Below are 8,170 nucleotides of genomic sequence, written 5' to 3' on the forward strand. Positions count from 1 at the left end.
GTTCCTGAAGCCCGAGCACGCCGAGGGCGTGTGGCGGGCGCTGACCGAGGCGGGCAAGGACGTCGGCCTGATCCCCTGCGGCCTGTCCTGCCGGCAGCCCACCAGTCTAGTTGCTCTTTTCGGCCGGAACCTTCGCGGTGCCCTTCTCGACCGGTCCGCGTCGGACCGCTCCGGGGGCGTTCCAGTCCTGGCGCTTGCGGGCCCGCTTCTTGGCGGCCTCGGAGGACTGGAGCTGGTACGGGACCGAGGTCACCATCACGCCCGGCGTGAAGAGCAGCCGGCCCTTGAGGCGCAGCGCGCTCTGGTTGTGCAGGATGTGCTCGTACCAGTGGCCGACCACGTACTCGGGGATGTAGACCGCGACGGCGTCCCGCGGGCTCTCCTTGCGCAGGTTCTTGACGTAGTCGATGACCGGGCGGGTGATCTCGCGGAACGGGGAGTCGAGGATCTTCAGCGGCACGTTGATGCCGCGCCGCTCCCACTCCTCCTTGAGCGCCTTGGTCTCGGCCGGGTCGACGTTGACGGTGAGCGCCTCCAGCTCGTTGGCGTGCATGAGCTTGGCGTACGCGAGGGCGCGCAGGGTGGGCTTGTGCAGCTTGGAGACGAGGACGACGGACCGGACCCGGGAGGGGCGGACGTACTCGTCGGGGCGCTCCTCGGCGGCGGCGATCTCGGCGGCCACGGAGTCGTAGTGGCGGCGGATCGCGGTCATCGTCACGTAGAAGATCACCATGCCGAGCAGCGCGACCCAGGCGCCGTGGGTGAACTTGGTGGCGAGGACGACGACCAGGACCAGGCCCGTGAAGAAGGCGCCGAAGGCGTTGATCGCGCGGGAGCGGATCATGTGGCGGCGCTTGGCGGGGTCCTTCTCGCTCCGCAGGTGCCGGTTCCAGTGCCGGACCATGCCGATCTGGCTGAGGGTGAAGGAGACGAAGACGCCGACGATGTAGAGCTGGATCAGGCGCGTCGAGTCGGCCCCGTAGATCACCACGAGCAGGGCCGCCGCGCCGGCCAGCAGCACGATGCCGTTGGAGAAGGCGAGGCGGTCGCCGCGGGTGTGCAGCTGGCGGGGCAGGTAGCGGTCCTGGGCGAGGATCGAGCCGAGGAGCGGGAAGCCGTTGTACGCCGTGTTGGCGGCCAGGAAGAGGACGAGCGCGGTGGCGGCGGCGAGCAGCACGAAGAAGAACGTTCCGTCGCCGAAGACGGCGGCGGCGACCTGCGAGATGACCGGGTCCTGGACGTAGCCCTCGCCGACGGGCACGCCGTTGTGCAGCAGGTCCTGGGCGGGCTTCTCGGCCATCCGGACGTTGGTCGCCATGGCCAGGAAGATGATGCCGCAGAACATGGTGACGGCGAGGCCGCCCATGAGCGCGAGGGTGCTGGCCGCGTTCTTCGACTTGGGCTTGCGGAAGGCGGGCACGCCGTTGGAGATGGCCTCGACGCCGGTGAGGGCGGCACAGCCGGAGGAGAAGGCGCGCAGCAGCAGGAAGACCAGGGCGAATCCGGCCAGTCCCTGGTGCTCGGGCTTGATCTCCAGGTCGGCGGTGGGGGCGGACATGGTGTCGCCGAGGACGAGACCGCGCCAGGCGCCCCAGATGATCATGGCGAAGACGCCGAAGACGAAGACGTACGTCGGGATGGCGAAGAGGCCGCCGGACTCCTTGACGCCGCGCAGGTTCATCAGGGTGAGCAGCACGATCACCGCCACGGCGGCGAGGACCTTGTGCTCGACGACGAAGGGGACGGCGGAGCCGAGGTTCTCGATGCCGGAGGAGATCGAGACGGCGACGGTGAGGACGTAGTCGACGAGCAGGGCGCTCGCGACGGTCAGTCCCGCCTTGGGCCCGAGGTTGGTGGTGGCGACCTCGTAGTCGCCGCCGCCGCTCGGGTACGCGTGCACGTTCTGCCGGTAGGAGGCCACGACCGTGAACATCAGGACCACGACGGCCAGGGCGATCCACGGGCTGAAGTGGTAGGCCGACAGGCCCGCGATCGAGAGGACCAGGAGGACCTCGCCCGGGGCGTACGCCACCGAGGACAGCGGGTCGGAGGCGAAGACGGGGAGGGCGATGCGCTTCGGGAGGAGAGTCTCTCCGAGCTTGTCGCTGCGCAGGGCCCGCCCGATCAGGATCCGTTTGGGCACGTCGGTCAGTTTGGACACGCAGAGGATCGTAAGCGTTCGAAAAGAGCCACGCCGACCACCACCCCCGATCGGCACGGAATCTCCCTGGATACCACCTCAAGGGAGAGCTGGGCAGATGGCATGTCCCGTGGTGACACGCCCCTGACGCGGTCTTGACGCGTTCCTAACGAGGGCTGCGTGAGGTCCCCGTCTTCGTTGCCGCATAAGCTCGGACCGGACAGTGCGTACGCACGGGTCCGCCTCGGTCCGGGCCAGTCGGGCCGGGCCGCCCGGGCCGCCCCGAGGGGACGGCGCGGGTCGGCATGGGACCGTAGGGACCCGTACGGACTGACCGTACGGGCCGACCGTACGGACCGCATGGCACCGCCTACGTGGCCGAAAAGTGCGGCCGAGTACATGGCCGATCAGGCCAGGAAAGTTGTGAGAAGCGTGTTTTCGCAGGTCAGCAGGGCGATCAGGAGTGCGGGGTAAGGGGACGTGCACATCGTCATCATGGGCTGCGGGCGCGTGGGAGCCGCTCTCGCGCAGACCCTGGAGCAGCAGGGCCACACCGTCGCGGTCGTGGACCAGGACCCGACGGCCTTCCGGCGTCTGGGCTCGGGCTTCGGCGGCCGTCGCGTCACGGGCGTGGGCTTCGACCAGGACACGCTCCGCGAGGCGGGGATCGAGGAGGCCGGCGCCTTCGCCGCGGTGAGCAGCGGCGACAACTCGAACATCATCGCCGCGCGGGTCGCGCGCGAGATGTTCGGCATCGAGAACGTCGCCGCCCGGATCTACGACCCCCGGCGCGCCGAGGTCTACCAGCGCCTGGGCATCCCGACCGTCGCCACGGTCCGCTGGACCGCCGACCAGATGCTGCGGCGGCTGCTGCCGTCGGGCGCCGAGCCGCTGTGGCGTGACCCGAGCGGCGGAGTGCAGCTCGCCGAGGTGCACACCTCCCCCGCGTGGATCGGCCACAAGGTCAGCCGGCTCCAGGAGGAGACCGGGGTGCGCGTGGCGTTTCTCACCCGGCTGGGCGAAGCGATTCTGCCGACCTCGCAGACGGTGTTGCAGGAGGGCGACCTCGTGCACGTGATGATGCGGACGGACGAGATCGACAAGGTCGAGGCGGCCTTCGCCGAGGGTCCCGAGGAGGGCGGTCACTGATGCGTGTCGCTATTGCCGGCGCGGGCGCCGTGGGCCGTTCCATCGCGGGCGAGCTCCTGGAGAACGGGCACGAGGTCCTCCTCATCGACAAGGCGCCGACCGCCATCTCGGTGGAGCGGGTGCCGCAGGCGGAGTGGCTGCTGGCCGACGCCTGCGAGATCACCTCGCTCGACGAGGCGGCCCTGCAGCGCTGCAACGTCGTCATCGCGGCGACCGGCGACGACAAGGTGAACCTGGTCGTCTCGCTGCTCGCGAAGACCGAGTACGGCGTGCCGCGCGTGGTCGCCCGGGTCAACAACCCGAAGAACGAGTGGCTGTTCAACGAGGCGTGGGGCGTGGACGTCGCCGTCTCGACGCCGCGCCTGATGTCGGCCCTGGTCGAGGAGGCGGTGAGCGTCGGCGACCTGGTCCGGCTGCTGCGCTTCAGCCACGGCGACGCCAACCTGGTGGAACTGACCCTGCCGCCGGAGTCCGCGATCGCGGGCACCTCGGTGGGTGACGTGCCCTGGCCGACGGACACCTCGCTGGTCACGATCATCCGCGGCTCGCGCGTGCTCACGCCGAGCCCGGAGGAGACCCTGGAGGCGGGCGACGAGCTGCTGTTCGTGGCCACCCAGGCGCGCGAGGAGCAGCTGGAGGACCTGCTGTCGGTCCGCCGCGGTCCGAACGACTGACGAGTCACCGCCGTACGCGAAGGGGCCCGGGACCTGTGACAGGTCCCGGGCCCCTTCGCGTGGGCGCGGGTACGTCCGTGTGTGCGTTCCCGTACGCACGTGTACGTACGCACACCTCGGCCACGTCTCAGGACGCCCCCGGGCTCACGCCTCGGGACGCCCCTGGGCGGCGGCCTGGCGGGCTTCCTCGGCCTTCGCGGCCTTCTCCGCCGCCTTCGCCGCCTTCTCGGCCTTCTCCTCGGCCTCCATCTCGGCGAAGACGTCGATCGGCGGCGGCGCCTTGGCGAGGAACACCCAGGTCAGATACACCGCGAGCAGGAACGGCGGGATCTTCAGGGCGACCAGGACCCAGCCGAGCTGCGCGGTGTCGGCCCACCAGTACAGCGGGAAGAGGATCGCGCACTTGGCGAGCAGGATCAGGCCCCAGGCCCAGCTGGCCTTGGCGTACGCCTTCTTGCGGCCGGGGTTGCGGGTGCGCCAGGAGAGGTTCTCCTTGAAGACCGGGCCCAGGATGACGCCGATCAACGGCACTCCGGCGAGGGTCGTGACGATGTACGCGAGGGCGAGGCCCAGCGTGTACAGCATCCCCGGCAGGTAGAAGTCCTTGGCGTTGCCGGTCATCATCGCGAAGACCACGCCGAAGGCGACGCCGAAGACGCCGCTGAAGGCGTGCTTGACGGTGTCGCGGCGGATCAGCCGGACGGCGACGAGGACGAGCGAGACCGCGAGGGCGGCGATGGCCGAGGAGCGCAGGTCCTTGTTGATCGTGTAGATCGTGACGAAGAGCAGGCCCGGCAGGACCGTCTCCACCATGCCGCGCACGCCGCCGAACGCCTCGAAGAGGGCCGCCTCGGTCACTGCCTTGTCGGCCTGGGCGTCCTGGTCGGGTGTGGGCTTCTCGGTGGTCGGCTTGTCGACTGACGTCACCGGCTACTCCTGTCCGAGCGGTCGCAGCTCGTATTTGGGGTTGAAGAGGACCCGCCGGCCGTGGCTCATGGAGATCCGGCCGGAGGCGATCAGCTTGCGGCCCGGCTCGATGCCCACGATGGAACGGCGGCCCAGCCACACGACGTCCAGCGGCGCCGAGCCGTCGAACAGCTCGGCCTCCAGCGCGGGCACACCGGCCCTCGGACGCAGGGTGACCGTCCGCAACGTACCAGTCACCTTGACTATCTGGCGGTCGGAGCAGTCGCAGATGCGCGTGCACCCCGACGCGGCGGAGTCCTCCTGGAGCTCCACCGACTCCAGCTCCTCCTGGGAGGTGGACAGACGGTCGAGCATCCGGCGGAAGCGCCCGGCCGGCTTCTCAGTACGCGGTGCAGCACTCATAGAGAAAGCGTACCGGCCGCCGCCGACACCGAACTCAGTGTTCGAAGCGGTAACCCATGCCCGGTTCGGTGACGAAGTGCCGCGGGTGCGAGGGGTCCTGCTCCAGCTTGCGCCGCAGCTGTGCCATGTAGACCCGGAGGTAGTTGGTCTCGGTGCCGTACGAGGGTCCCCAGACCTCCTGGAGGAGCTGCTTCTGGCTGACCAGGCGCCCGCTGTTGCGGACCAGGACCTCCAGGAGGTGCCACTCGGTCGGGGTGAGCCGCACGTCCTTGCCGTCGCGGTGGACCTTCTTGGCGGCCAGGTCGACGGTGAAGCCCTGCGTCTCGACGACCACGACGCCGTCCTCGCCGCCGCCGACGGGCTCGGCCCTGCGGACGGCGGCGCGCAGCCGGGCCAGCAGCTCGTCCATGCCGAAGGGCTTGGTGACGTAGTCGTCGGCGCCCGCGTCGAGCGCCTCGACCTTCTCGTCGGAGGTCTGCCGGGCGGAGAGCACCAGGATCGGCACCCGGGTCCAGCCGCGAAGGCCCTTGATGACCTCGACGCCGTCCATGTCGGGCAGACCGAGGTCGAGGACGACGACGTCGGGGTGGCGCTCGGCGGCGAGCCGGAGCGCGGTGGCGCCGTCGGGGGCGGCGTCGACCTCGTACTTGCGCGCCTTGAGGTTGATCACCAGGGCGCGGACGATCTGAGGCTCGTCGTCGACCACCAGGACCCGGGTCATGAAGAGATGCCTTCCTTGTCGTTGGTACGGGGTACGGAAGCGGGATGCGGGAGCGGGATGCGGGAGCGGGTTACGGGACGGAGTGCTGCGGGCATACGGGCGGGGGGGTACGGGCGAGCGTATGGGCGGGGGCGCGGGCGGGGGCGGGCGCGCCGGTCAGGTCATGATGTGCGCCGGCATCGTCGGGGCGGCGGTGTCCGGCGGCGGGGGTCCCACGGTCCTGAGGGTGAGGACCATGGTCAAGCCGCCGCCCGGGGTGTCCTCGGCGGTGATGGTGCCGCCCATGGCCTCGACGAAGCCGCGGGCGACCGCGAGTCCGAGGCCGACGCCGGCCCCGCGCGGGGCGTCGCCGAAGCGCTGGAAGGGCTCGAATATGCCGTCCTTGGCCTCGTCGGGGACGCCGGGGCCGCGGTCCGTCACGCGCAGTTCGAGGCGCTGGCCGAGGACGCTGGCGCCGACGGCGACGGGGATGCCGTCGGGGCTGTACTTGACGGCGTTCTCGACGATGTTGGCCACGGCCCGCTCCAGGAGGCCCCGGTCGACGGCGACCATGGGCAGGGTCTCCGGAATGTCGAGCTCGACGCTGCCGTCGGGGACGCCGCCGAGGGCCATCGGCACCACCTCGTCGAGGTCGGTGGAGCGGATGAGCGGGGTGACCGTGCCGGTCTGGAGCCGGGACATGTCGAGGAGGTTGCCGACCAGGTGGTCGAGGCGGTCGGCGCCGTCCTCGATGCCCTCCAGGAGGAGGGCCTGGTCCTCCTCGGACCACTCGACGTCGTCGGAGCGGAGCGAGGTCACCGACGCCTTGATCCCGGCGAGCGGGGTGCGCAGGTCGTGGCTGACGGCGGCCAGCAGCGAGGTGCGGATCTTGTTGCCCTCGGCCAGCTTGCGGGCCTCCTCGGCCTGGTCGACCAGGCGCTGGCGGTCGAGGACGACGGCCGCCTGGGCTGCGAAGGCGCCGAGCACCCGGCGGTCCTCGGCGGGCAGCACCCGGCCGCTGAGCGCGAGCGCCAGGTGGTCGCCGACGGGCATGTCGACGTCGGCGTCCTCGGGCCGCGACACGGGCCGGCCGCCGACGCTGGCGGCGCAGGTCCAGGGTTCGAGGTCGCCGCCGCGTTCGAGCAGGACGACGGACTCCATGGAGAAGGTCTCGCGGACCCGCTGGAGCAGCGCCTCCAGGCTGGTCTCGCCGCGCAGCACGCTGCCTGCGAGGTACGAGAGGACCTCGGACTCCGCGCGCAGCCGGGCCGCCTGGTGGGTGCGGCGGGCGGCCAGGTCGACGACGGAGGCCACGGCCACGCCGACGCCGAAGAAGACGGCGATGGCGACGATGTTCTTGGGGTCGGCGACGGTCAGCCGGTGCAGCGGCGGGGTGAAGAACCAGTTGAGCAGCATCGACCCGAAGGCCGCCGAGGCCAGCGCCGGGAGCAGCCCGCCCAGCAGGGCGGCGGCCACCGTCAGGGCCAGGAAGAGCAGCATGTCGTTGGCGAGCCCGAGGTCCGCGTCGACGTGGGTGAGCAGCAGGGTGAGCAGCGCGGGCCCGCCGATGCCGACGACCCAGCCCCAGACGAGCCGGACGCGGCCGAGCCGGGCGCCGCGGGCGACGGGCAGCCCGCGGCCCTTGGCGGCTCCCTCGTGGGTGACGATGTGGACGTCCAGGTCGGGCCCGGAGTCCCGGGCGACGGTCTGGCCGACCCCGGGGCCGAGGACGTACTGCCAGGAGCGGCGGCGGCTGGAGCCGAGGACGATCTGGGTGGCGTTGACACCTCGCGCGAAGGACAGCAGCGCCGCCGGGATGTCGTCGCCTATGACGTGGTGGAAGGTGCCGCCCAGGTCCTCCACCAGCGTCCGCTGGACGGCCAGCTCCTTCGGGGAGGCGGAGGTCAGGCCGTCGCTGCGGGAGATGTAGACGGCCAGCACCTCGCCGCCCGCGCCCTTCTCCGCCAGCCGCGCGGCCCGCCGGATCAGGGTCCGGCCCTCCGGCCCGCCGGTGAGCCCGACGACGATCCGCTCCCGGGCCTGCCAGGTGGACTGGATGTTGTGCTCGCCGCGGTACTGGCGCAGGTACTCGTCGACCCGGTCGGCGGTCCACAGCAGCGCCAGCTCGCGCAGCGCGGTGAGGTTGCCCGGCCGGAAGTAGTTCGACAGCGCCGCGTC

Annotated in this window: 7 protein-coding genes; 2 read left to right on the forward strand and 5 right to left on the reverse strand. The window is 71.1% G+C overall.

The features are described 5' to 3' along the window. Positions 1 to 106 precede the first annotated feature (106 nt). On the reverse strand, positions 107 to 2,161 hold the full coding sequence (locus tag AB0C99_RS39075) for an APC family permease (protein ID WP_362485199.1): 2,055 nt from the start codon (positions 2,159 to 2,161) through the stop codon (positions 107 to 109). Between the two features lie 459 nt (positions 2,162 to 2,620). Here AB0C99_RS39075 and AB0C99_RS39080 point away from each other — a divergent pair, with 459 nt between their 5' ends. Further along, complete coding sequence (locus AB0C99_RS39080) at positions 2,621 to 3,289, forward strand: TrkA family potassium uptake protein (RefSeq protein WP_046911473.1); 669 nt, start codon at positions 2,621 to 2,623, stop codon at positions 3,287 to 3,289. Next, complete coding sequence (locus tag AB0C99_RS39085) at positions 3,289 to 3,963, forward strand: TrkA family potassium uptake protein (protein WP_362485201.1); 675 nt, start codon at positions 3,289 to 3,291, stop codon at positions 3,961 to 3,963. The genes AB0C99_RS39080 and AB0C99_RS39085 overlap by 1 nt, the downstream gene beginning before the upstream one ends. Before the next feature lie 144 nt (positions 3,964 to 4,107). On the opposite strand, the gene AB0C99_RS39090 is transcribed toward AB0C99_RS39085, so the two are convergent. From AB0C99_RS39090 to AB0C99_RS39105, 4 genes are all read right to left on the reverse strand, one after another. Further along, complete coding sequence (locus AB0C99_RS39090) at positions 4,108 to 4,890, reverse strand: DUF3159 domain-containing protein (protein WP_362485203.1); 783 nt, start codon at positions 4,888 to 4,890, stop codon at positions 4,108 to 4,110. A gap of 3 nt (positions 4,891 to 4,893) precedes the next feature. Beyond that, positions 4,894 to 5,292 (reverse strand): OB-fold nucleic acid binding domain-containing protein, encoded by a 399-nt coding sequence (locus AB0C99_RS39095; RefSeq protein WP_362485205.1) that lies wholly within the window; start codon positions 5,290 to 5,292, stop codon positions 4,894 to 4,896. A gap of 34 nt (positions 5,293 to 5,326) precedes the next feature. Then, on the reverse strand, positions 5,327 to 6,013 hold the full coding sequence (locus AB0C99_RS39100; protein WP_362485207.1) for a response regulator: 687 nt from the start codon (positions 6,011 to 6,013) through the stop codon (positions 5,327 to 5,329). A gap of 156 nt (positions 6,014 to 6,169) precedes the next feature. Continuing rightward, positions 6,170 to 8,170: DUF4118 domain-containing protein (locus AB0C99_RS39105; protein WP_362485209.1), on the reverse strand; the 2,001-nt coding region annotated here is incomplete at its 5' end.

Origin of the sequence: Streptomyces sp. NPDC048659, assembly GCF_040650575.1 — a bacterium.
Classification (GTDB): domain Bacteria; phylum Actinomycetota; class Actinomycetes; order Streptomycetales; family Streptomycetaceae; genus Streptomyces.